Source organism: Salibacterium qingdaonense (assembly GCF_900114715.1).
GTDB classification, from domain to species: Bacteria; Bacillota; Bacilli; order Bacillales; family Marinococcaceae; genus Salibacterium; species Salibacterium qingdaonense.
Window position 1 is genome coordinate 1 of sequence record NZ_FOTY01000035.1, and the last position, 22,134, is coordinate 22,134.

20 protein-coding genes are annotated in these 22,134 nt (G+C 47.0%); 6 read left to right on the plus strand and 14 right to left on the minus strand.

The genetic code is table 11. The annotated features are described in order from the left end of the window. Positions 1–417 precede the first annotated feature (417 nt). The 4 genes from BM058_RS16000 to fmdA all read right to left on the minus strand — a co-directional run bounded on the left by BM058_RS16000 (position 418) and on the right by fmdA (position 4,312). Complete coding sequence (locus BM058_RS16000; RefSeq protein ID WP_407690192.1) at positions 418–1,278, minus strand: hypothetical protein; 861 nt, start codon at positions 1,276–1,278, stop codon at positions 418–420. Between the two features lie 6 nt (positions 1,279–1,284). Further along, complete coding sequence (locus tag BM058_RS18675; protein ID WP_245737054.1) at positions 1,285–1,563, minus strand: hypothetical protein; 279 nt, start codon at positions 1,561–1,563, stop codon at positions 1,285–1,287. Positions 1,564–2,336: 773 nt separating this feature from the next. Then, positions 2,337–2,678: a hypothetical protein gene (locus tag BM058_RS16005; RefSeq protein ID WP_143083053.1), complete on the minus strand. Its 342-nt coding sequence runs from the start codon at positions 2,676–2,678 to the stop codon at positions 2,337–2,339. Positions 2,679–3,127: 449 nt separating this feature from the next. After that, on the minus strand, positions 3,128–4,312 hold the full coding sequence (gene fmdA, locus BM058_RS16015; protein ID WP_090928338.1) for a formamidase: 1,185 nt from the start codon (positions 4,310–4,312) through the stop codon (positions 3,128–3,130). A 446-nt stretch (positions 4,313–4,758) separates the two neighbouring features. Between fmdA and BM058_RS16020 the strand changes: the two genes are divergently transcribed. Further along, the gene (locus BM058_RS16020) at positions 4,759–5,952 is read left to right on the plus strand and encodes an ISL3 family transposase (RefSeq protein ID WP_090928340.1); all 1,194 of its coding nucleotides are present in this window, start codon (positions 4,759–4,761) and stop codon (positions 5,950–5,952) included. A 54-nt stretch (positions 5,953–6,006) separates the two neighbouring features. Here the strand turns inward: BM058_RS16020 and BM058_RS16025 are convergent, their stop codons facing one another. Then, complete coding sequence (locus BM058_RS16025; RefSeq protein WP_090928342.1) at positions 6,007–7,182, minus strand: IS701 family transposase; 1,176 nt, start codon at positions 7,180–7,182, stop codon at positions 6,007–6,009. 522 nt (positions 7,183–7,704) lie between these two features. Between BM058_RS16025 and BM058_RS16030 the strand changes: the two genes are divergently transcribed. Further along, positions 7,705–8,613, plus strand: a complete 909-nt coding sequence (locus tag BM058_RS16030) for a DMT family transporter (RefSeq protein WP_090928344.1) — start codon at positions 7,705–7,707, stop codon at positions 8,611–8,613. Positions 8,614–9,795: 1,182 nt separating this feature from the next. Here the strand turns inward: BM058_RS16030 and BM058_RS16035 are convergent. From BM058_RS16035 to BM058_RS16060, 6 genes are all read right to left on the minus strand, one after another. Then, positions 9,796–10,632 carry a tyrosine-type recombinase/integrase gene (locus BM058_RS16035; protein WP_177195596.1) on the minus strand — a complete coding sequence of 279 codons (837 nt, stop codon included), beginning with the start codon at positions 10,630–10,632 and terminating at the stop codon, positions 9,796–9,798. Positions 10,633–10,653: 21 nt separating this feature from the next. Then, positions 10,654–11,514: a tyrosine-type recombinase/integrase gene (locus BM058_RS16040; protein ID WP_090928347.1), complete on the minus strand. Its 861-nt coding sequence runs from the start codon at positions 11,512–11,514 to the stop codon at positions 10,654–10,656. A gap of 17 nt (positions 11,515–11,531) precedes the next feature. Continuing rightward, a complete protein-coding gene (locus tag BM058_RS16045; RefSeq protein ID WP_090928349.1) occupies positions 11,532–12,371 on the minus strand; it encodes a tyrosine-type recombinase/integrase in 840 nt (279 codons plus the stop codon). 4 nt (positions 12,372–12,375) lie between these two features. Next, on the minus strand, positions 12,376–13,233 hold the full coding sequence (locus BM058_RS16050) for a tyrosine-type recombinase/integrase (RefSeq protein ID WP_322787892.1): 858 nt from the start codon (positions 13,231–13,233) through the stop codon (positions 12,376–12,378). Between the two features lie 871 nt (positions 13,234–14,104). Continuing rightward, positions 14,105–15,700: an autotransporter outer membrane beta-barrel domain-containing protein gene (locus tag BM058_RS16055; RefSeq protein ID WP_090928351.1), complete on the minus strand. Its 1,596-nt coding sequence runs from the start codon at positions 15,698–15,700 to the stop codon at positions 14,105–14,107. Positions 15,701–15,826: 126 nt separating this feature from the next. Further along, the gene (locus BM058_RS16060) at positions 15,827–16,582 is read right to left on the minus strand and encodes an SDR family NAD(P)-dependent oxidoreductase (RefSeq protein ID WP_090928363.1); all 756 of its coding nucleotides are present in this window, start codon (positions 16,580–16,582) and stop codon (positions 15,827–15,829) included. Between the two features lie 125 nt (positions 16,583–16,707). On the opposite strand from BM058_RS16060, the gene BM058_RS16065 reads away from it, so the two are divergent. After that, on the plus strand, positions 16,708–17,220 hold the full coding sequence (locus BM058_RS16065) for a PadR family transcriptional regulator (RefSeq protein WP_090928352.1): 513 nt from the start codon (positions 16,708–16,710) through the stop codon (positions 17,218–17,220). On the opposite strand, the gene BM058_RS18760 is transcribed toward BM058_RS16065, so the two are convergent. After that, positions 17,217–17,621 (minus strand): SDR family oxidoreductase, encoded by a 405-nt coding sequence (locus tag BM058_RS18760; RefSeq protein ID WP_281244709.1) that lies wholly within the window; start codon positions 17,619–17,621, stop codon positions 17,217–17,219. The two genes, BM058_RS16065 and BM058_RS18760, sit on opposite strands and share 4 nt — an antisense overlap. An 8-nt stretch (positions 17,622–17,629) precedes the next feature. Beyond that, positions 17,630–17,989: an SDR family NAD(P)-dependent oxidoreductase gene (locus BM058_RS18765; RefSeq protein ID WP_281244710.1), complete on the minus strand. Its 360-nt coding sequence runs from the start codon at positions 17,987–17,989 to the stop codon at positions 17,630–17,632. A 108-nt stretch (positions 17,990–18,097) separates the two neighbouring features. Between BM058_RS18765 and BM058_RS16075 the strand changes: the two genes are divergently transcribed. Next, the gene (locus tag BM058_RS16075) at positions 18,098–19,486 is read left to right on the plus strand and encodes a DHA2 family efflux MFS transporter permease subunit (protein WP_177195597.1); all 1,389 of its coding nucleotides are present in this window, start codon (positions 18,098–18,100) and stop codon (positions 19,484–19,486) included. 694 nt (positions 19,487–20,180) lie between these two features. Here BM058_RS16075 and BM058_RS16080 read toward each other — a convergent pair. Beyond that, positions 20,181–21,365 carry an IS256 family transposase gene (locus BM058_RS16080; RefSeq protein ID WP_090928355.1) on the minus strand — a complete coding sequence of 395 codons (1,185 nt, stop codon included), beginning with the start codon at positions 21,363–21,365 and terminating at the stop codon, positions 20,181–20,183. A 68-nt stretch (positions 21,366–21,433) separates the two neighbouring features. Here BM058_RS16080 and BM058_RS16085 point away from each other — a divergent pair, with 68 nt between their 5' ends. Both BM058_RS16085 and BM058_RS16090 read left to right on the plus strand, forming a co-directional pair. Then, positions 21,434–21,754 (plus strand): deaminase, encoded by a 321-nt coding sequence (locus tag BM058_RS16085; protein ID WP_090928357.1) that lies wholly within the window; start codon positions 21,434–21,436, stop codon positions 21,752–21,754. A 161-nt stretch (positions 21,755–21,915) separates the two neighbouring features. After that, on the plus strand, positions 21,916–22,053 hold the full coding sequence (locus BM058_RS16090) for a general stress protein (RefSeq protein WP_090928359.1): 138 nt from the start codon (positions 21,916–21,918) through the stop codon (positions 22,051–22,053). The last annotated feature ends 81 nt before the right edge of the window (positions 22,054–22,134 follow it).

The window sequence follows — 22,134 nt, forward strand, 5'->3', positions numbered from 1 at the left end:
ATGAGCGAACCTATAGAAACCCTGTAGGTTTCTTTGTGTTGCTGCAAGAGCACCCTTTTCTAAAGAAAAGAAAACGAAGGCAGGAGCGGAAGGCGGCGCTTCCAGCGGGAAGAGCAGCAGCCGAAGATCCTATCAAACGGCGGTTTTTCCGTTTGATATAGCTGAGGCGCTGCCCGCGGAAAACGTCCGCCTGCAGCGGATGCTTCTTTGCCCCCAGCGTATTCCTAAAGTAGAAACGAGTTATAGATATAGAACGGAACCTCACTCAAACAATAACCCTCTTTATCACGGATTCAGGTTCTTCTTTCATCTTAGGGGGCTTCTTAGCTAAATTTGTATAATTAAGCTAATCAAAAGCACCTTGAAAATAACAAAGCAGCATATCTGGCGATTGTATAGACATTGACACTCTAATCTTCACTGGTAATTGACTACAGCTGGAGCAGGATCCAACTGAAGGACTTCTTCCGGGCTCATGACTGGTTCATCCTTATCATAAAACACTTTAAAACCACCATACTGTACAGCTTCATTCCGCACATATTCTTTGTAATTAGTCATTTTTGCAGCAGCGCCTCCCCACCCGTCAAAGTTTAAAGCCACCTCTACATGGCTGGTTGGCTGAATGACTTCTTTGTTCGTCAGCGCTACGTCCGTAAACTGATGAACGAGAACTATTTTGTCCGGAAGGTTGTTGTCTTCAACGAGCTTTGTGAGATAACTCACGGCTTGTTGAATCTCTGTTCCGTTAACCTGGCCAAGATCGATACCCGGCGTTTCTCTTTCTCCCACATGGAATTCGGTATCGATGGCCAGATGAACATAAGGGAGCTTCAGCCATTTTTCCAGCGACTTCACTTGATTTAACACAGAGTCTTTGCCCAATTGGACATCCAGCATCAATAAAGCATCGTTTTCCTCGGCAAGCTTCGCATACTTGTCAATTTGCTCCGGCGAGGTCATGCGAACGTAGTTACCGTCCGAACCAGGGTCTCGTTGAGCAGCGGTGGCAATGAGTTCAATGGTGGGGACAGCTGGATGAAATGGATCAGCGTTGGAATAGGCCTGAGCCTGGGTCTTTAATTTTGCCATGAAGGCGTCCGGCTCCATTTGCCCGAGTATCCCCATATTGGTGGAGTTGGGATGGCCATAATATGTAACAAGTCGATGATTTTTCAACGGTCCGTCCGTTTGATCCTTCGTTCCTGTGATTAGTGTTTCTCCAAACGGCATCAGCCTTGCCCTTTCTTCTCCTGCTGCTTCAAGCTCAGGCATCATTTCCAATTATTTCCGCTCCAACTGATCTTTTAACGGCGTAGTGTCATCATCTGGTTCTACAGGCTTATATGCCTGCTCAGATTCAGTTTCTTCTGAATCGTTGGGTTTTTCTTCCTCATTACCCTTTCTTTCTTCTGTTTTAAATGAACGAGAGTCGTTATCTGAAGCAGTGGAATCGGAAATTGTCTCCGGTCCTCGTTGCATATAGAAGAGGGCCACTATAAGAAATATAATCATTAGGCCAAGCAAGAGCACTTCTTTCCTTATCAGCAGCTTACGTTTCATAGGAATCCATCCTTCTTCGAGTTATATCCTGAGACGTTTCGTTACCGTTTCATGACTATCCCACTACTTCCGCCTTTATTTTACAATTATTAGAAAAAGGAGTTCTTTCTTGAACTATAACTAAGACACTTGAAACTCTATTATCAAGCTCTGCAGTAACAACAAGAGGTTTAAGACGATATTTTTTTTGATGAAATGACAAAGGAATTAGACGTAAACAATGACCGAATATGAAGTACAGTTTGAACAAAGAGCACAAAAACATTAAAAATAGATAGATATCACTCCGGCATGCTTTGACTTGAATTCATAAAAACTTAGTGGGTATAACAGATTCTAGAGCGCTTAGAAAAACGTTAATGGCACAAAAGCTGGAGAATGACGATATTGCATAGGCGGCACCTAAGCATTGCTCACATCAATGATGAAAAACTTGTCATTTTAATTTTAGGAATTGGTCATCACTGTGATATTCATAAATACAAACAGTGGAGAACACTTTGTTCTCAACAAGTGGTTATAGACTACTGATAAGCGTAATTATGTTTAATAGGTATGGTTATATATTGTTAAGATCATATAAGCACCGATAACATCCACTGTCGCTGCAAAAGCTGCTCAATGCGTTTTTCCGCCAAGAAAATTTTATGGCTGTATTTTGTTAGGGAGTTTCTGGTCTCAGCCGTTAACAACATCATCTTTTCAAGCATTTTACCTTATATGATGCATTTGTTCTGAGGCGTTTCTTTTTGTTGAAAAACCAAAACAAATTGCTATTCAGCTTGCTGCTCGTTATGGTACATCGCCACGACAGTACGAGCCAACTGTATTTTCGCTGCTTCGGGATGGAGGCTTTCTTCATGTAGCCCAGTTTCAATGCTGGAAATCACTATTTTCGGCAAAGCCGTTACCAGATGAAAGTATTTCAGGATGAGCCTTCCGGAAACAACGTCACTTTTCCGTACATGGAAGCCAGCACCTTGTAGATGCCGATGTAATGTTTTAGGGTTAAACATTTTTCTAGTATCCTCCAGGTCTTCGATGGCGGATCGGCCATCCCGCGCTGCCTGAGGGGAGGCGGTGTTCATTTTTGAAATATGTATGATCAGGAACATAAGGAACGATGCTGCCAAGTTGAACCGTGTATTTTAACAATTACTAAAAGGCCCTTTCTCTTTTTTTCGATGGTTTACGGTATGATGATGGCTGCCACCGCGGTTATTGGAATAGCTGGAAAAGACCGGGGAGAAAAATAGCTGAAAAAGGAGACCCGGTTTTTTCGGGTCTCCTTCTTTAATGGCCTGCCTGCCAAGGCCTAGGGGCCCGCTGCTGTGGCTGTTGCATGGCGGGAAGATCTTTTCGCTGCCGTGTTTTCGGCTGCATGCCCTGCTCGATCCGGGCCTTTATCTTCGCATCCATCTTGGACAGGTGTACTGGCTGGAAGACCCTTCCGGCGGCTTCCCCGCATGAGGGACACGGCGCTTCGCTGACCCGCGCTCCCTTTGATCCCATCCAGCGCTCAAACGTACCACACGTCCGGCATTTAAACGTAAACTGGGCCATATTAATCCAACTCCGGTAGAATGTTCTGGTAAAAGATGTCTTTAGGCAGGGCCAGCGTGCAGCAGGCGTTCGGTATATCCACTACGCCTGCCACCGTGCCCTGCACCGGCGCCGTACCTAAAAGCATATAGGCCTGCTCCCCGGTGTACCCAAGCGTTTTGAGAAATTCAATCGCATTCAGACAGGCGTTCCTGTAAGCAACATTGGCATCCAGATACGTCTGGCCTCCGGAAAATTCATTAACAGAGACACCTTCAAAGACTAGAAATTCATTGTAATGCGGCATCACCGGTCCCGGCTTAAACGCAGGATTTCGTTGAATACGGTGTTTTTCCATGCCGTTCTTAATCACATGTACCTGCAGGTCAATCCAGCCGGGCATCTCAATCCCGCCGCAGAACGTAATCTCTCCGTCCCCCTGCGAGAAATGAAGATCTCCCACCGACAGCTTTGCCCCGTCGACAAATACCGGAAAGTACACTCTCGAACCCTTCGATAGATTCTTAATGTCACAGTTGCCGCCATTTTCCCTTGGGGGTACCGTTCTTGCTCCTTCAGCTGCTACCCGGTCGAACTCTTCTCCCTTGAGGTTCCCGAGCACCGCCGAATGCTCTGTCGGCAGATTCGCCAGCGGAGGCACCCGGTCAGGATTTGTATCTACCAGTTCCTTTTCCCTGCGGTTCCATTCATTCAGCATGTCCTGCGACGGCGCTACGCCGATCAGCCCCGGATGAATAATACCTGCAAATTTTACATTTGGCACATGCCTGGAAGTGGCATAAATCCCTTCGAAATCCCAAATAGATTTGGCCGCTTCCGGATAATGGTCCACTAAAAAGCTTCCACCGTTTTCTTTAGCGAAAATGCCATTGAATCCCCATTCATGTGAATGAAACGTTCCGATATCCAGAATATCAACAACAAGCAGATCGCCCGGTTCCACACCGTTTACATGGACCGGACCGCTTAGTACGTGCACCCGGTCGAGATTCACGTGCTTAATGTCCGAGGGGTCATCATTGTTGCTTATCTGGCCATCGGTCCAATCCAGGCATTCCATCCGGAATGTCTCTCCCGGGTCTACGGAAAATACGGCAGGAATATCCGGGTGCCAGCGGTTGTGCCCCGGCGTCGTCTGTTGGTCCATCGTTTTGTTCAGATCTACCTCAAACAGCTTTTTCGGCATAGAAAAGCCCCTCCTATTTATAAAGATTGCTTGGGGCGTACTTAAGTATAGGTAACCCGCCCCACTGAGTTGCCTGGGATCAAACAAAATTTAAAGTTGCGCAAAACACTGAAGGACGATTCATCGATTTGTACACTTAATCGAAAAAATTAGGTCTCCGCACATAAAATCATTCTTTTAGCACCGTTTCACTCTCATGATTTAATAAGTATGCGTCTCCCTTGTCGTCTTTCCTTCGATTTAGCCATAGTGCCCCCTCTCCGTCAGTTTAAGAAATCCTTTTTACCTAATTCCCTTTTTAAAGAAAATCATAAACAAATTTTCGGAAAATTTTATAAATTTAGGCTCTTCACCATAAGTTGGACTTGACCCGATAGGTATATGAAAAAAGCGGCTCTTCCTTTATCTTGGTATTGGACTAGAACACCGAGAAAGGAAGAAGCCACTTGATTACCCATTTTATCAAAGAACTGTTGCACCTTCCAGCCTACGACGGGATCCATACATCCAAACCAAACGGCACCTGGGTGTTTCATCTTTCCCCGAAATACCGGCAAACGATCTGTCCGGTGTGCGGGAGCGCCTCGCGACGGAAAGCAGAAACCGGACGGTTTCTCCGGCACACCCATACCGCGCCTACCGGCATCATTTGGATCCGTGTTCCTCGGGAACGCCGGACTTGTACCGGATGCGGGGCCACATTCACGGCCTCTCTGCCGGACCTTCCGGACCGTGGCTCTGCGACAGAGATGTTTCAGGAGATGGTGGTCCAGGCCTGTATCGGCCGCTCCATCGCCGATGGAGCCCGTACGTTCGGTCTTCCGTATACCACCCTGGAGCGCTGGTTTTACCGCCGGGCCCCAGCCCTGCTGACCGTTTCCACCCCCACGGTGGTCACCGTCGATGATTTTGCTTTTCGCAAAGGCCATACCTACGGAGTGGCCGCGATGGACTGGCACACCGGCCAGGTGCTGGCTATCGGAAGGGGGCGGTCCACCGCTGCGATTGCCCATCTGTTGGATCAACTGCCAAACGCCATCGACGGCGTCGTGACCGACGGTGCTCCGGCCATGGCTCAGGCCGTTCACCATACCTGTCCGGACGCCGATCATATTTTGGATCGCTTTCATCTCCTTCGATGGTTTACGGAAGCCCTGGCCCGGAGGCGAAGGTATCTGAACGTTGACCGCCGGCATCACGGAGCCAAACGACGGGCGGTCCGGCTGTTAAGCCGGCCGCCGGAAAGCCTGGGTGACCGAGAACGGGAAGAAGTACGGGGATGGTGCCGGGACGGGTCCATCCGGGCCATCTACCAGGCCCTTCAACACCTGCGGTATGTGTTGAAAAGTCGGACTTGGCCCCAAGCCCGGTACCGGATGAACGACTGGAAGCGCCGATTTCTCTTTCACCCCACAGCGGTGATACGGGATATGGGCCAAAGCCTATTGAAACGCGAGAACGGCGTTCTCGCTGCGGCCGCCCGTCCGGAATCCAACGGCGCCGCCGAAGGGACCAACCATAAAATCAAACTGATTCAACGACGCGGTCACGGGTATCGGAATTTTGCCCATCTCAGCCTGCGGATTCGCCTGGAAACCGGAAACCGTCGAAGAAAACTCGTCAAGTCCATGTTTTGGTGAAGAGCCAAATATTAGAAATCATCGACAATATCATCCAACCGACGGCTTTGCGGGTCAAGCCACGCGGTAGGTTTTATACACGCTTTCCAGGGTCGCGCCCGCCCGGGCGCGCTGATAAATATCCGCGATCTCTCGTCGCCGGTGGTCCAGATGACTGGCATGAAAGGCTTCGCTGATGGTGCCGGTAAATGCCCAGGCAAGCAGGAGCCAGGCCGTTTGAAGGAGAAGCAGATAGCGTCGGATGGCCGGGGCGCTCCGCAACCGGTATCCGCCCATCGACAGCTTGCCCTTGGCTTCCTGGAAAAAGGTTTCAATCGCCCACCGGTGCTGATACCAGGATAAGACGTCCGCCGCGGTCATCGAGGGGTCGGTGGAAAAGAAAAACCGGTACGCTTCGTGGGAAGCAGAAGCCCGGGAACCAACGACCACGCCCGAGAGGCCACTTTTCAACCGGCCCTGAAACCGAACCATTTCATAGGTGGTGGTCCGGACGGTCACAAGGTCCGGATCTTCCACCTGCCGGGCCCGTTGGGCCCAGTTTCTGGCTGGTAACGGCATGGGGGCCGTATCGAGCACCCGGTTGCTTTTAATGGCACCGATAAAATGCCAGCCCCGGTCCCGGACGGCACGGAGCCGTTTTTCCGATGCGTACCAGCTGTCGGCCAGGACATAGACGGGCCGATTCCCCACGTCGATGGTGCGAAGCTGCTGAAGGGCCAGGTCGATTTTACCGGGTCCATGTTCTTTATCATATCGTTCGATATGATAAGGATACAGACGCTCGCTCGTCCCTGCCATGATGGTGAGCCATTGATGCCCGTAAACGGTCGTCCCGGTCTGATGGTCAAAATGGTATCCGCCGTCGTCGATTGGGTGGTGCGCCTGGGACGAAGGTTTCGATTTGGGAACGACGGTATCATCGATGGCGATCAGCACCGGGTTGGCGGAGGACGCCTGCCGCCGGATGTGCTGCAGCACCAATCGCTGGAGCTTCCGCTCCAGGGCATCGTCGTCCACCCGGGAGGTGCGAAAAAACCGGGTGACCGATGAGTGGTGGGCGGAATGATTCGCAGCTTCTTGGAGGGCTTTCACGCTCCCATTGCGGTGCTCCCGGGTCCAGCCTTCCAGCAGCTGTTGCATGTGCCACGCAGCCGGAGCAGACATAAAGAACCGGAGGTTCCATTGGTGAAAGATATTGGCGATCCAGGAGGAATATGATACGGTAGACATGAGGCAGAATCCTTTCTCGATGGTGTTTTCGTCGATGTCATCGTACCGTATCTACGGGGATTCTGTCTCTTTTTTATCGTTAATGGAAATAATTGTTAGTAAACCCGCAACAAAAGAGTTGTATAGTATAAAAATTATTATGACTTATCTGGGCAAATGTATAAGTTAATAATGACTATTCCTCAGTTTTTGAGTACTCATGGTAGGGGAGGCAAGTCTCTACTAAATTTAAAGTGAGCCCAACAAAGGAAAAAACGCCTATGCGGGCACGATACGAACTCTCGCTAGACTGTTGTCATGTCCTTTGGTAAATGGTCTTATGTTATTATAATGATATATGTACGAATCAACTTTTTCGACTTTAATAGAATAGGTAAGGGGCGTACATCAACGGATGCTAAACGCCTTTAAGTTTAGCTAAGGATGGAAGGGCCCGAACTTGGCATTTTTTATGATGTTATGAAAAGCACCTAAAGTTGATCCTAAAAAATTTCAATAATCAAACTGGAAAGGCTCAAAACAATGAAAAAATATCTTTTTTTATTGGGCATTAGTCTCATGTGGGGTTCCCAATTTTATTTCGCCGAACAAGTATTAGACACGGTGGAGCCGATGGCCTTGGCGGCAATTCGTTCGACGATAGGAGCATGCACATTAACGTTACTTGCGATACTTCTCCCTCATTCTTCAGCTCCAGTGAAAACAGGCTTTCGCTGGCGTCGTTATACTTTATATGTTGTTATCGCTTTGCTAGAAGCGGTATTACCTTTCTTTTTAGTTGCCTGGGGTCAAAACCAGGTGAATAGTAGCCTAGCCTCTATTCTTATTGGGACCACCCCTTTATGGACGGTGTTGATTGTATGGCTATTATTTCGAGAACGGTTACATCGAAACCAAGCGTTCGGCGTCATGCTTGGTTTTATTGGAGTCATGATTATTTTCATTCCCCGTATTAGTTATTCTGACGCCACAATCTTCTCTGGAGAAACCGCTGGACTGGTAGCTCTTTTGATGGCTGCTGTTAGTTATGCTAGCGCCCTTATTTTGATGCAATATCTTCCGACGGCCTCGGTTGTTCTGTCCATGCGAAATATTTTATGGTGCGCTGTCATTCTCTTATGGCCAGCGGTGTTGGTTATGGATAATTCTTGGCCAAGGCTCTATCCAGCGGATCTTCTCCCCTTATTCATCATAGGTATTTTTCAAACAGGGCTCGTGTATTGGTTGTATACGCTTCTAGTTCACAGAGAAGGACCTGTGTTTGCTTCTTTTTCGAACTATTTGGTGCCCTTAGTGGGGATAGTTCTCGGTTCGTTTTTTTTGAATGAAAGCATAACAATATCGATGATCATTGGTGTTATCGTTGTTATTGGTTCAATAATGTTAAGCCGCACACAACCTTACTATTCTTCATACAACGACAAGATTTAAAGTTCATTTTTCATGATGCTGACGGCAAAATTAAGCTAAACAATAAGGAACTTATGCGCAAAATGAAATCTTAGTTTTCCGGGTAGTCCATAGTCAGTCTCGGAAACAGCCGCCCACGACTAAGGAAAAGCCTAAGAAGGCGCTGACGATACTCGTGCAAAACATTCGAGTTTGGAGTGGGGGGGATAACTACTGGCGGAGGGGTCAACTTCCAAGCCGTAAGCTTGGCCGGTCGATCAACTAAAACGCCTGTGCCTGCTCATGAAAATTTATGATTTTAGGCTGTTTAGGCTGTTGTGGAAAGTTACGGCCTAAAACAGCGGTTTTTTCTTGTTCGGGGTCTCCCGAGGTTTAAATAACGGTCCCCATGAAAATTTTTTTAATTACTGAAATCCGAGGAATAATACCTGCCGGATTCGTTTTATATCATTTAGAACAACCTAGCGGAAGCGACTCATCGCTATATTGAATTTTGCGACTACTAGCAATACCAGGAATATTTAAACGGCTTATCCCTGTTGGATTACTGGAATAAGCCGCTTAAAAGTTTTACTTGCTCTCATTTCTATTTAAGAGGAGTCAGTTTAATAATAAGAAGGTCGTTGTTTTTATAATTTTAGAAGCCTAATGATGTGATCCGTTTACTGTTAATCGTTCCTTTAATCAATCAACTGTTGTTATAATTTCGATCTATTTAATAGCATTCATTAAATAGCATAAATTATAAAAGCAACCAATGGCTCGCAAGGATCCGCCGGTTGCTTTTAGTGCTAGCCAAGTACTGATAAAAGAAAACTTATGTTAACTAACTTTTTCGCTGCAGGGTTTGCTTCCCTTCCCCCTTTTCGGCGCGACCTCTCTTTCGTACAGGCTGTTTTCCTGCTGCTTGTCAGGTTATCCTTTCCTGTATCGCGCGGATTATACCTGGACGAGCGAATTCGTTTGAAAAACCTCGCACCAGCCATTCCCGCAGCGGCTGTTCCGTGCAGCCCACCAGCCAAAAAAAGCCTGACCCGCGGAGCGGTATCAGGCTGGGGAGCTTGTTCCCCGTTAGAATGTTGAACGTGGCTTTTTCGGTGTTGCAAAACATCCCGTACGTAGCTCCGTTCGTTTCCTTCCTGTTTTCGGCAGGTGGACGGATTGGTTTTTTTGTTTTGGACGTTTTTTCGCTTTTTCTTGGTTTTACAGGTAATAGTCGTACTGGTTTTTTCGGGCTTCGTTGTAGAGCTTGGTGTAGATTCGTGTGACCTCGATGCTGTCATGGCCCATTAGATCCTGGATATACACAAGCGGCATCCCTTTTTGTGCGAGATGCGCGGCAAAGGTGTGGCGGAGCGTGTGCGGCGTCACGTTAAACCCGAGTTCTCTGGAATACCCTTCAAACGTTAACCGCAGCGCTCGGCTCTGCAGCGGCGTCCCCTTCGTATTTAAAAAAAGAAACGGGCTCGTGTCCATTCTCGTGTTCAGGTAATAACGCAGACGCTCGCCGCAGGCATGGCTGTACAACACGAGACGTTCTTTGCGGCGCTTGCCGTGGATGAGGATCGATCGCTCCGTGGGATTAACGTCGGTCCGCTGGATGGTAATAAGTTCGGACAAACGCACCCCTGTGGCATACATCACTTCAATGATCGCCCGCTCTCTCGGGCGGCTCTCTACCAGCTCGCGGAGTTGTTCGAGCTCGGCAGTCGTTAAATAGTCGGGAAGGCGTTCGCCGAGTTTCGGCAGGACGACCGACCGCGCAGGATTGGCCCTGCAGCGCTGTTCTTCTCGGCAAAAATCAAAAAACTGCGTGAGCGACGCGATTTTTTGATGGATTGTGGCTGCTTTTTTGCCCTTCTCCTGCAGGGCATGCATCCAGGCGCGGATGTCGGCGGGGCGCACCGCGTGGAAGGGGGCGTCAGTGAAGGTGAAAAAGGCGGTGATATTCTGGGTATAGGCATGCACGGTATACGGCTGCAGGCGAAACTGGTACTGCTTTTGAAAAGACGCGATTAAGTCTTTCGTTTCGGTATCCATAACCATCCTCCTTTGTTGGCTTCAGCCCATGTATTTACGATACATTGTCACGATTTCTTCTTTCGGCAGACGGGCGTAGATGCGGGTCGTGTCTAAACTGCTGTGGCCGAGTTCCTCGGAAATAAAGGAAAGATCCGCCCCTTTGGCAAGCAGCGTGGTCGCAAACGTGTGGCGCAGGCGGTGCGGGCCGAGCGAAGCAGAAAGCCCCGCATCGGATCCCATGTGGCTGATAATTTGATGAACGCCGACGCGGGTGAGGCGGCGGCCGTGCTGGTTCACAAATAAGGCATCCTCGTGATCGGGCAATGTAGGGATGTAAGACGCCAGAAGAATCGCACAGCGCTCGGAAAAGTGAACAGGGCGTATCTTCTGCCCTTTGCCCTGCACCTGAACAGTGCGCTCGGCCAGATCGATATCGGTTTTATTGATGGCGCAGACTTCCGACACGCGGCACCCTGAGGACACGAAAAACGCATATAAGGCCTGATTGCGAAGGGACTCGGTTTCGACCTGTAGTTTCGTCTGGGCCTGTTCGGTTTTGTCCAAATACCTTGGCAGCGGCTGTGGAAGTCTCGGCCGCCATCGTTTTTTTATCGGGGTATGGGGGACGTGCCCCTCGTCTTCGCAGAAATGAAAAAACGACGTCAGCACATTGAACCAGGTCGATATCGTCGTATCTTTTCGGCTGGAGCGGTATGACGCCAGCCAGCTCAGCACGTGGTCGGAAGTGACCTCCGCTACGGGAAACGGAATCTCTGAAAAGAATCGCTGCAGGACACGTTCATAGGTTTCGAGCGTGTTGTCGCTGCGGCCGCCAAGCTGCAGGTGAAGCAGAAACTCCTGCAGGACGGCACTGCTGTCGGGCGACATTTTTTCAGTCATCGTCGGCCTCCTTTCGATCAGCGTTGATACTGATCATATTGCTTTTTCCGTTCAGTTTCACGAAGCCTTGTGTAAACACGGGTGGAGTTAATATTGACATGGCCGAGCAGTTCCTGAATGTAGCTCTGCGGCATATCTTTGACCGCAAGGTGGGCGGCAAACGTATGACGAAGCGTGTGAGGCGTGACTTTAAACCCGAGAGCCTCGGAGTAATCCCGAAACCGTTGTTCCACATACACGTGGCTCAAGGCTTCGCCTTTCGGGTTTTCAAACAGGTACGGGCTGGCGGTGTGTCGGGTGGCCAGGTGATGCTTCAGCCGCTCGGCACATTCGGTGGTAAACAATACAAACCGCTCTTTGTTGCCTTTGCTTGGACGGATCCACACCTGGCGGGCGTCCCATTTGATGTCCCTCAGATGGATGTTTAATAGCTCGCTGATCCGAACCCCCGTGGTATACAGCATCTCTATCACCGCCCGTTCCCGCGGGTGACCTTTGGTCCATTCCATGAGGGCGGCGAGCTCGCGCTTCTCAAGGTAATGGGGCAGTGAGTCCTCGATCTGCGGGCTCGGTACGTGCACGGTCGGATCCTTTACGACCCACGCCTCTTCCAGGGCGTAGCGGTAAAAGGATTTCACCGATGCCAGTTTCAAATGAATGCTGCGCTGCTTGAGCCCCCGTTCGGTCAAATCCGCGAGCCAGGCTCGGATGTGGAGGGGTTTGACTTCGCTGAACGAGCGCCCCGAAAACGCCGAGAACTGATGCAGCGACAGATGATACGATCGTTTCGTCTCTTGGCTGAAGCGTTCGGCATTGTCGGCCAGAAAATAGGCAATCGCTTCTTCATTGGTTTGCATACTATCACTCCATAATTTTTTGATAGGCAGCTTTCATGTCTTCGGTCGGAATGCGGGCATAGATTCTGGTGGTATTGAGATCGGTATGCCCCATCTCGTCACCGATAAACGAAAGGTCGGCCCCGCGGGCGAGCATCTGGGTGGCAAAGGTGTGGCGCAGATGATGAGGGCCTATATCGCTTGGCAGCCCTGTTTCTTTTCGAAGCTTTCGAACCACTTTATAAATGCCAATCGGTTTCAGACGTTCCCCGAATCGATTCAAAAACATAGGGGCTGCATCGCTGGGGCTGGAACGGGTTCGCAAATAAGCTTCCAGAAGCAGGCGGCATTCTTCGGAAAAGTGAATCTCTCGTAATTTGCGCCCCTTTCCTGTCACAACGGCTGAACGGTTGGAAAACGAAACATCCGCCGTGTTCAGCATCGATGCTTCCGTGCGGCGGCATCCCGAGGACAATAAAAATGTAATAATTGCCCGATCGCGCAGGGAATACGTTTCAGCGCTCATTTTCATCCGCGTCACCTCGGCGTCATCCAGATACTTTGGGAGCGAATCGGGAATCGTCGGGCGCCATCTCGTTTTCACAAGCGGTCGATCGATATAGTCTTCGGCCTGGCAGAACGCAAAGAAACGCGATAACGTTGTTAACACAAGCGCCCGTGTCTTCTCCTTTTTTGTCTGACCGTAGGCCTCCAGCCAGTCGAACACCTCATCCATAGGAAGGGCCTCCAGGGGCGTCGACATATCACGGAAAAACATCTCAAGAATCAAGCGGTACTTGTTGATCGTGGCTGGCGCTTTGTTAGCCATTTTCAGGCTGAGCAGGTAATCGTTTAAAACCAGTCTGGTTTCCGTGTCCACCACAGGATGGCGGCTGATCCAGTATTCCTCTTTCAGTCCCTCGTCCTCCTCCCTTTCGTTATCTAGGAATCTATCGCGGTTCTATGAACAGTGTTAACATGAAGCGTCGAATTCATACTTTTGATACTATTCGGATTTTATGGAATGAAAAAAGCTCAGTAGATAACATGCTGCGGAACCTTTTTCCATTTATGAAGGGATACAGCCTGGGGCAGGGATGAATCATTACTGACGGCGAATGAGCCTAATAACAAAAAAATGCCGCCTCCACTAAAGGAGACGGCTAAAAATCATATAGGGAAATAAATTTTTGAGAAAAATCACTGACTGGGTTCCTTCGCTTCTGCTGGTTTTCTCCTCTTGACCTGTTACCAGGGCAATACAAGCGGCCAGCTATCATCACTACTACAAACCCGCTGCCACTTCATAGGCATCCTCGATGCTACCTCATCTCTTCCTATAAAGCTTCAAACGTTCCGTTCTGTCTATCCCTTTGTTTGATAACCGTAGGCTCCCACTTTTCAAGCATGAGAACGATAGGTGTAACAGCCAATTATTCCTATCGCCAGATTATTCTTTCAAATGATCGGATGCATACGAAGAAACTAGCTTTGGTCGTCGCATGCATTACCTCACCTTGGATCATCATGGGTTCACTTCATTAGCCATAGTCATCGCTTAAAACAAAGGTAAACAGTAAGGTTTCATTCTATTATTTGATGTTTACAGTATAAAAGAATCTCGCGTTTTTTACGCACGAAATTGTTTTGTTGTTTCAAAACCCCAACATTTATTGTAGAACCCAAAAGATGGACAGCACAAGTCTTGTTAAACATGTGCTGTCCATCTACCAATTAAAACTCTTTCAATTTAACTACTTAATAGCCTGATAATCTGCACTCAACGAAGCACTATCAATTTCAACATTAATAGTATCAGCGTCCGCTGGTTCAGAAGTTACATTCTCAATTACAAGAGAATAGTTCCCTTCACCATTATCAGTTACTGATTTAATATCACCACTTACATCAGTACCTCCAATAGTGAGTGTAGTGATGTCAGAAGTCCCCAAACCAGTAATTGTATTACCAAATTCGTCTTTTACATTCAGCTCGGTAGAAAGTTCTCCTGCATCACTATCATAAGAAGCAGATTGTAAAGAACTTTCACTAGCATTACCACTAGCAGCTTCTACAGTGATCTCTTGACTTGCTTCAAGGTCACCAACTGAAACGGTAATTGTTGTTTCTGCAGCGTTCTTTGGAGTAATGTTATTAGTTGTAACCGTTGATTCAGTGCTAAAGTCTAATACTTGAGAAATTCCATCAGCAGAGGATCCGTTAGAAGAATCTTCTAATCCAGAAACTGTAACTACTTCTTCTGAACCAATGTCAACATTATTACCATTAGCGTCTACAGCGTCTAAATCTAATGTGAAACTATTTCCAGCAGTGATCGGACTAGCTACACTTGAAACTTCAAGATCTGTAACTTCACCTGGTTCTATAGTAAATGTAACATTAATAGAATTTGATGTTGCATCACCTTTTGTTAGTTCAAAAGTAACATCATTGCTATCATTATCTGAACCTGTGATTTCACCAGTCTCAGTGTCTACTGTTGCACCACTTGCGGATTCACCTGTAATACTAGCTGTTACACCTTCAAAACCTTCATCTTCAAGTACATTTTCAACATAGTCAACGACATTAGAACCAGATACTACGCTTGCTCCATTAGTCGCTAAATCACTAAGGGCACTCTCAGCATCTTGCACATCTTGATCATCAAGCTCATCTTGTAAAGTTTCAGTGAAATCAGCATCTTCAACTTCAGAGAAATTCACAGCTTCATCAGCATCGACTGTGGTAGGATCAAGATCACCAATAGTTCCTGCTAATGTCACACTACCTGTTCCTGAGATAGTTGTGCTAGCAGCAAACTCAACGTTGGAGAAGGATGCAGAACCATCCACAGTTACATCTCCATTGATAGTAGTGTTAAATTCTGAGTCACTACCGTTAACATCTAAATCACCGTTAATAGTGTTTTCTTCGGAAGTGAAGTCATCTCCATCAACTGTGAGATCGTTCATAACAGTATGGCGGATTGTAACGTTGTCTGCACCAACTGTCACATTATTAACTTCATATTCATTGCCTTCAACAACTAAGCCATCAAATGCATTGCTTGATGGAATATTAAAGCTGGAACCAGCATTATCTGCATTAAACGAAAGCGCAGCTACGCCACTAATGTCATCATTATCGTTGAAGCTGAATTGAATGTCAGAACCTTCAATAACTCCTTGATTATTATAAAGGAAGCTAGCTACTGTCGAACTCATATCTCCGTCTGCTCTTGAGTATTCTTCAAAGTTGCCTTCATCATCTTCTACTTCAACAACTACATCAGAAGAATCATTCCAGCTACCAGAGTTAATATAAGTTTCCTTTCCCTCAGCAACCAATAAAAAACGATGAAACCCCTTTATGACAAGGGTTTCAGCGTTTATCTATTATTTCATTATCATGGTTAAAAGAAAACATATGTTAACTCTAATATATTTAATGTAATTGGAACAGAATAAAGGGAATTATTGGGATGTGAAGCCGCCATCAATGACCAGTTCAGCCCCGGTAATAAAGCTAGCTTCCTCCGAAGCTAAGAACAAGACCGCTTGGCCGACTTCTCTTGGTTTGCCTAAACGTCCAAGGGGAGTTGCTCCCACCAGTCGTTGAAGCGTTTCTTGAGATTCCTGCAATCCTTTCGTCATCGGCGTTTCAATTACCCCGGGGAATACGGCATTGACACGAATACCACTGGGGCCATACTGCACACTGGCAGCCCGAGAGATGGCTCGTACCGCTCCTTTAGAAGCAGTGTAAACATTCAGTCCCATGCCGACCTGAGCGGTGTAACTAGAAATGTTCACGACGGCGCCTTCTTGATGTTCTTTCATATAAGGGACCACGTGTTTCATTCCGGCAAAAGCGCCGAAGCCATTGATGTTCATCATTGTTTCCCAATCAGCTGCTTCTATTTCTTCGATGGTTTTCTCACTAGAAATACCAGCGTTATTAACCAGGACATCAATGCGCTGATACTTTTGATAAACGTCATCAGCTAATTGCCGCCAGTGTTCTTCGTTGGAAACATCTACATATCTAGCGTCAATTCCTTCTTTGGATAAGTCGTTCAGCCTCTGCTCACTCACGTCTGCCGCGATGACTGTAGCTCCTTCGGCCTGAAACATGAAAGCCATTTCTTTTCCCATGCCCGAAGCTCCGCCTGTAATCATAACTACTTTATTAGCAAAACGTTCCGTTGTACCTTCTCCTTCATGTATCATCGTTTTATGATAGTTTAAAAGCACCGTTAAACATTCTTTGGCTCGTCATTAGTTTTTCAGTTGATCCTTTCCCAATAGAATTCAGTATAACAAGATATGAACAAACGAAAAGGAGAGCAACATCAATGGCAATAAAAATTCTTATTTTGGGGCTTTTAGAGAATAACCCCTCTCATCCCTATGAAATGAAACAACGATTGCAACAACATGGATGGGACCAAATTTTCTCCCTCACAGATGGCAATCTTTATCATGCTACCCGGCAGCTACAAAAACACGAATACATTCAAGCCGTGAAAAACGAGAAAAACAACAAGCGGCCGAGCCGCACCATTTATCAAATAACTGCGGCTGGATTCGAGCATCTGCAAAAGAGTATTCTCGAGGTGTTTCAGCAACGACGAGATGGGGCAAAGGCGTTATATCCAGCCTTATTGTATATTCATCTTGTTCCTATAGAGCCGGTGAAACAAGCGATTCAAACGTGGATCGAAGAACTGGAAATGGTTGAGCGACAACACAACAAGTTAAAAGGTTCTATACCTGAACTAATAGCGGATCATTATATTTCTCACCACCAATTTCAAAAAAATTGGTTAGGAAGAGTACAGCAAGTACTTGAGGAGGGTAAGCTCTAATAGGCAGACCAGCCTCCATCCGCTGGAATAACTGCTCCATTAAGAAATGAAGCATGTTCCGATCCTAAAAATAAAGCAATATGAGCGATCTCCTCCGATGTGCCTGCTTGTGGCATTAGATTCAATCCTTTGGTAGCTGCTTTCATTCCGTAAGTATCTGGAGTTTTTCCGCTTTGGGTGATAGCTGTGGGCACTTGACTGGGAGCAATGGCATTAGCTCGTATATGTTGATCAGCATAATGGGCTGCTATATTTTTAGTCATGCCGACCACAGCATGCTTGGAAGCCGTGTAGGCTAAGCCGCCTCGACCTCCAGTAAGTCCTGTAATCGAAGCCATATTTACGATTACGCCTTGTTGCTGCTGTTGGAACAGCTCCAGCATTTTTCTGGTCACACGCATCGTGCCTGTCACGTTAACATTGAAGACGTGCTCCCATGTATCGTCGGGAACACGGTCTGTGCGGCCTCCATGTTATCCATAACGCCGGCATTATTAATCAGAATATCGATACCGCCAAAATGCTTATAAGCGTTAGTGATAGCGTGCTGCACATCGTTCTCGACGGTCGAATTCATTGGGAGAGTCTGAATCATCGATGGGCCGTATGTTTGGGCAAATGCTTCTTGTGTTTCCTGTAAGGCCTGCTCATTGATGTCGGCCAACACGATGTTAGCTTTTGCTTGTCCATAGGCTTCACCAATGGCTTTACCAATGCCATTAGCTCCGCCGGTAATAAATACAACTTTTCCTTTAAGGTCGGGGTACATAGGACTTCTCCTTTCGTCTTGTTTCCATTAAAATTAACACATATTATATACTTTGCGCAAAGTATATAATATATTAGACTGAATATGAGCAATAGTTTGAGGTGTATTATGAAACAACAGAAATGGACCGTATGGACGGTTGTTAGTATCAATTTTCTTTTCTTGCTTAACCAATTTTTGCTGATCACAGCTTTCCCTACCATCATGCAGGAATTTCAGGTTAATGCTACCGAAGTTCAATGGTTAACCACTGCTTTTTTACTGACGGCGGCCATCATGATTCCTATTAATGGCTATTTCGTGGATCGCTTTACGCTCCGATTCTTGGTATTAGTGTCTCTTGCTTGTTTTTTGGTGGGAACGGTGGCTGGTATTTTGGCGCCGTCCTTTCTACTATTAGTCGTGGCACGGATTATTCAAGCAATTGGCGCTGGCATTATGCTCCCGCTGGCCCAAACGGTTCTTCTATTGGTTTATTCATCGGAGAAACGCGGCCAGGCCATGGGTATTTTAGGATTGGTCATGAACGTAGCGCCGGCGATAGGGCCGGCAATGTCCGGTTTGATCATTGATCTCTGGGACTGGCGCATATTGTTTTGGATGATTTTGCTCCCGCTTGTAGGGTTAATAGTTATTACTTATTTGTTTATCCAAAATATAACAGAAACAAAAGCAGCTCAATTCGACGTGTTTTCGTTTATCCTATCAAGTATCGGTTTTGTCGCCTTCTTATTAGGTGTAAGTATGATTAATATGTATCCCTTCGAGGACTTGCGGGTCATAGGTACGATCGGTTTAGGCGCCGGGGCGTTTGTATGGTTCGGGTATCGCCAACTCCGTCTTTCCATTCCTTTGCTTAATATAAAGGTCTTTGCTTATGGTCCGTTTTTATTCGCTACTCTGTCGATATTTTTGATCTCGTTGTTATTACTCTCCGCAGAAACGTTAATCCCATTATTTGCCCAAAGTGTTCAGGGACTATCTGCTTTTACCTCGGGCATGATTCTGATGCCAGGGACGTTCCTGCTGGCTTTATTTTCTTGGATTAGTGGCCTTTTATATGATCGTTACGGCAGAAAGGTGATTGGCGTGGGTTTCGTTCCTCTTTTGATTTCGGTCGTGATGTTTAGTTTGTTTCAGCCAACGACCTCCTTTCTCACCGTCACTGTTGCATTCATGTTTTTCATGTTAGGTATCAGCATCACTATGATGCCTCAGGTGGCATTTGCGATGAACCATTTACCAGCTTCTATCATGCCTCATGGGACAGCGGTGATTAATGCTCTTCGTCAATTTGCCATGGCGATTGGGGTAACAGCGTTGACGACTATTGTAACGGTTTCCAGTCAGGGGCAGGATCATTTATACGAAGGCACGAGAAATGCGTTTTTGACCATGGCTGTATTAGGTGTAATATCATTGGCCTTTTTTGTAGTTAGTAATAAAGGGAATAACAAGAGGGGGACTAGTAAGAATCGTCAGAGCCATGATGTTTAAGATATTGTTAGCTTCCCTGATAGAAAACAATGCCTCTTAAAAGAGTCATTACAAGCATATTGCTAACGGGGGGGGGGGGATGGCTTGCACGACGACGATACAGTACTCTTTATAAAGCGAAAAACGGTGTTTCTATAATATTTTGCTGCGAAGGAAGAAACGTATAATCACGTCCGGGTTTTAAAGGGCTCCCTAGATTACCAGCCGAAGGATCCTTATGAGGAGGGATAATGATGGAAGAGTACCTGGGGCAGTGCAGCGTTTGTGGTAAAGAGATCTACTGCAGGGATGGTTTCTTTGAAGGTGTACATGAAGGTGGGCGTCTGTATTGCTTTGAATGTTTTAAGCAATTACGACAGCACTCGGTTTAGAAAGTAACCAAGGGTCTACCAATCTTAAAATGTGCTTCTAAGCGGCTTCCTCTGCAATCAAAAAGTTAACTTCTCGGAGAAGTATTTGCGATTGTTTTCTATCAGAGGCGTAAATGAGAAGTCTACAGGGTATAAGAACTTCAGCTTTGAAAGGTTTTCAATTGATAAACAAAGGAAAGGAGCACCATGGATCCTATTCATCGAACAATCCAATTAGCCGAACAAAATGTCGAACGCGGAGGCCTGTCAAAAAGAACAGACCGAGCATTTAACGGGACCGTCAATAATTTTGTGTAAACGGCTGTCCTTATCCAGCCATGAAGTTAATCCTGTCGCTGAAACATATCTTCCAATTGATGTTGGGCCTGGGCGAACCCAAGATGGCAGCGGGTCGAAAATTTTTGATTGTAGGTATCAAAGCGGCTGACCAAAAATCGTTCGATGGACGCTTCATTCGGAAATTGTTCTTTGCGTTTGACGTACTTTTTGAGCTGCTTGTTGAATGATTCAATCAGATTCGTCGAGTACAGGCTCCGCCAAATGGCAGACGGAAAATCATAAAAGGTGAGTAAGGTGGGGTGCTCGTCGAGCACCCGGCGAATCGATGGGTAGCGCGGGGACCATGCCTCGATAAATGTTTCGAGGGCCCGGGCTGCTTCCTCCCGGCTGTTGGCCCGGTATACGGTTTTAAAATTGGCACAGACCGCCGGACGATCCTGCACACGGACTTTACGGGCGATGGTGCGGGAAACATGCACACAGCACATCTGATGTCGGGCGCTCGGATAGACGGCGTGGATCGCATCGGTCATGCCTGCCAGCCCATCAGAAACGACCAGGAGTACTTCTTCGAGGCCGCCGACCTGAAGGTCCTCCAGGAGTTCCTGCCAATTGCCCGCCGATTCGGTCGGAGCCAACAGGTATGCCAGCACTTCTTTGGAGCCGTCCTCCTGGATCCCGACGGCGATATACACGGCTTCTTTGGCGACCGTATCCCGTTTTAATGCGATAAATGTGGCGTCCAGATAGATGCAGGCATAGCGTTTCGCCAATGGCCAGCGTCGAAAAGCTTCCACTTCGGCTTCCATCGTCTGGGTCATGTTGGAAATGGTCTGCGGCGTATAATGGTGGCCATACATGCGTTCCAGGAGATCGGCGATCTCCGTGGTCGTGACGCCTTTGTGGTACATATGCATCACAAATGCCTCCAGCGTGTCATTCGTCCGTTTATACGGCTCGACCGTCTGTTGATGAAAATCACCGTTCCGGTCCCGAGGGATCGCCAGTGACAGCTCTCCAAATTCGGTTTTCAGCGTACGTTCGTACGTGCCGTTGCGGGAATTGCCGGAACCAATACCGGCGGGATCGTATTTCTCATAGTCTAAAAAAGACGTTAATTCCGTTTGAAGCAGTTGATTGACGGCGCGTTCCAGGTGAGATCGAAAGATCTCATTCACGTCCTCATGTTGGACTAGAGCTTGAGCAATATCTGTCGAAAAATTATTCATAGGGAAGTCCTCTTTTCTGTGGATGTGGTCGGTAACTTCATTCTTCGAGAAAAGGACTTCCTTTTTTCATGCTCGCTCGTTTACACAAACTATTTTACGCTCTCCATTTAACAGATTGCACGATTTACATTTTGGCTAGCCCTTGTCCCATGTGTTTAGGAGCCATTTATTACTGTAGTCCCGAAAACGTTGTATACGTGGTCTCAAGAGAAGAATACGAACCTTTCTACCGGGACGATCGCAAATATTTTGAGTTAGATAATTTTTACGAAGAATACTGCAAACCTATGGATGAACGGCGGCTGCCCGTGCAAAAGCACTTTCTTCAAGCAGGTTTAGACGTCTACAAGCAATGGAATCAAAAACATGGCACCAAATACGCTACGTAATATCATCCTATGAATAACCAAGTCTTAAGAAATAACGATTAATGACGAAACCGAATGAGTATTAAAATCAAGACGTTGATTAAGGATTACCCTTAGGGAGGTTTGACGTGTATGCGTTCCCGGACCAGCGAAGATATTATCTTTGAGGAGGCTATTTGACGATGAAACCCTATGTACGTGAATACACGAACGACGAACAAATTCAGCACGATGTGCAAACACTGGCGAATAAAGGCATTGATCGCAACGATATGTACGTCATGAGCCATGACGACGACCGGACGGATTGTATTTGTTAACTTAAAAATCAGCCACCATGTTCATTGAAAATTCAGCCACTATATTGATAATCTCGCTTGTAACTTCGTACAAGTGGGAGG

Bases quoted from the DNA above. Each gene is read 5' to 3' on its own strand.
- BM058_RS16000 (WP_407690192.1), bottom strand. From the start codon at position 1,278: ATGATGCCTGAGCTTGAAGCAGCAGGAGAAGAAAGGGCAAGGCTGATG.
- BM058_RS16005 (WP_143083053.1), bottom strand. From the start codon at position 2,678: ATGTTCCTGATCATACATATTTCAAAAATGAACACCGCCTCCCCTCAG.
- BM058_RS18675 (WP_245737054.1), bottom strand. From the start codon at position 1,563: ATGAAACGTAAGCTGCTGATAAGGAAAGAAGTGCTCTTGCTTGGCCTA.
- fmdA (WP_090928338.1), bottom strand. From the start codon at position 4,312: ATGCCGAAAAAGCTGTTTGAGGTAGATCTGAACAAAACGATGGACCAA.
- BM058_RS18765 (WP_281244710.1), bottom strand. From the start codon at position 17,989: ATGTACCCCGACCTTAAAGGAAAAGTTGTATTTATTACCGGCGGAGCT.
- BM058_RS16040 (WP_090928347.1), bottom strand. From the start codon at position 11,514: ATGACTGAAAAAATGTCGCCCGACAGCAGTGCCGTCCTGCAGGAGTTT.
- BM058_RS16075 (WP_177195597.1), top strand. From the start codon at position 18,098: ATGAAACAACAGAAATGGACCGTATGGACGGTTGTTAGTATCAATTTT.
- BM058_RS18760 (WP_281244709.1), bottom strand. From the start codon at position 17,621: ATGCGTGTGACCAGAAAAATGCTGGAGCTGTTCCAACAGCAGCAACAA.
- BM058_RS16035 (WP_177195596.1), bottom strand. From the start codon at position 10,632: ATGGATACCGAAACGAAAGACTTAATCGCGTCTTTTCAAAAGCAGTAC.
- BM058_RS16045 (WP_090928349.1), bottom strand. From the start codon at position 12,371: ATGCAAACCAATGAAGAAGCGATTGCCTATTTTCTGGCCGACAATGCC.
- BM058_RS16060 (WP_090928363.1), bottom strand. From the start codon at position 16,582: ATGATACATGAAGGAGAAGGTACAACGGAACGTTTTGCTAATAAAGTA.
- BM058_RS16090 (WP_090928359.1), top strand. From the start codon at position 21,916: ATGAAACCCTATGTACGTGAATACACGAACGACGAACAAATTCAGCAC.
- BM058_RS16085 (WP_090928357.1), top strand. From the start codon at position 21,434: ATGCTCGCTCGTTTACACAAACTATTTTACGCTCTCCATTTAACAGAT.
- BM058_RS16065 (WP_090928352.1), top strand. From the start codon at position 16,708: ATGGCAATAAAAATTCTTATTTTGGGGCTTTTAGAGAATAACCCCTCT.
- BM058_RS16025 (WP_090928342.1), bottom strand. From the start codon at position 7,182: ATGTCTACCGTATCATATTCCTCCTGGATCGCCAATATCTTTCACCAA.
- BM058_RS16030 (WP_090928344.1), top strand. From the start codon at position 7,705: ATGAAAAAATATCTTTTTTTATTGGGCATTAGTCTCATGTGGGGTTCC.
- BM058_RS16080 (WP_090928355.1), bottom strand. From the start codon at position 21,365: ATGAATAATTTTTCGACAGATATTGCTCAAGCTCTAGTCCAACATGAG.